Source organism: Brevibacillus sp. MCWH (genome assembly GCF_013096935.1).
In the GTDB taxonomy this organism is placed as follows: Bacteria; Bacillota; Bacilli; order Brevibacillales; family Brevibacillaceae; genus Brevibacillus; species Brevibacillus aydinogluensis.
Window position 1 is genome coordinate 1 of the sequence record NZ_SDLF01000052.1, and the last position, 1,324, is coordinate 1,324.

At 31.8% G+C, this 1,324-nt stretch carries 1 protein-coding gene; it reads right to left on the reverse strand.

Annotation, left to right across the window (positions count from 1 at the left end; genetic code table 11):
• Window positions 1–1,324, reverse strand: a 1,324-nt coding sequence (locus tag ETC00_RS19260) for a hypothetical protein (protein ID WP_171567672.1), incomplete at both ends; no start/stop codon positions are given.

Below are 1,324 nucleotides of genomic sequence, written 5' to 3' on the forward strand. Positions count from 1 at the left end.
AATCAATACTGAATCAATACCTGAAGCTGCAGGATGTGTTGATCTAACACGAATAAATACTTTCATATCATCACTAACGATATTTTTATTCGAAGCTACTGTAGAGATAGAATAATTTCTTACTGAGCTTCCATTGTCAGTTCCAATAGTAACCCAGCTATTAGTTGAATGGTCAAATGCTTCAACTACATAGCCGTTAGTAGCTACACCTGAGTTAGCTCCAGATCCATAAGCTTTAATGAATAATTGATATTTGTCAAATAAATCCTTAAACGAAACATGATTAATATCAATTTCTGAACTTAAATCGAATACAAATAGATTTTGAGAATATTCTCCTACAACGTTTGATCTTGTCTCAACAACTAAATCGTCAGTTTCAGAAATTCCTGATAAAGCGAAGTATTCGCTATCAGTATACTCTGTAGTAAAGCTTGAAGGAGCGTTACTTAAATTATTTGACTTAAGTGTATAAGCAATATTTTTATTGTCACTAAATGAACGAAGCTTATTGGCAAAGTTCATTACAAATGCCATGTTAGAACCTTTCTTAAATACGTCAATGTCCATAGGAGAAATAACAGGTTCTTTTACAAAGAAAGTGATAGGGTTTGCATTGTTTTCTTTAGAAATAATAAGTTCATAATTTAATACAGCTTTTTCATCGTTTACTTTTTTAGATAAGTTTACAGTTTGCCATACCCCTTGTTGAGCAGTAACTGTAGTAGAAACTGTTTCTGATGTAGAATCTGTATAAACTTCAACGAGAGTTACTTTTAATGTGCTATCGCACATAACTTTTATAGACGAATTAATGATATTGTAGTTTCTATAAACGCTAGGAGTTAACAATCTAACACCCGCATTTTCAACATTAGGTGTATTTACTCTTAATACACCACCAGCCTCTACTACTAGATCTCTAGTAGAGTTTAAGTTAGAACCGGTAATGTAATCAACTCCAGCTCCTGCTTTAAAATCAGTTACAGATCTGTCGAAAAGGTTATCATTATAATATTGTGGTAAAGTAAATTTAGGTGCTAGAACATCATATCCAGTCTCACTAAAGTCTAATTTCATATTAATTTCAGTATAGAAAATAGATAGTGTTGATTGTGTAGTAGCATCTGAAGGATCAGTATATGCATAATAAACAATTTCACCACTATTGTTAACGTATTTAGAAATATCACCTTTTGTAGTGAAAGTTAAAGTGAGTTTATTCGATAAACCACTTGTAGAAGTAATAACGTTTTCTACAGTTTGTGTAGTAGGGTTATAAATACCGAAATTTAGTTTTGAACCAGAAGGTCCTGTACCGAAT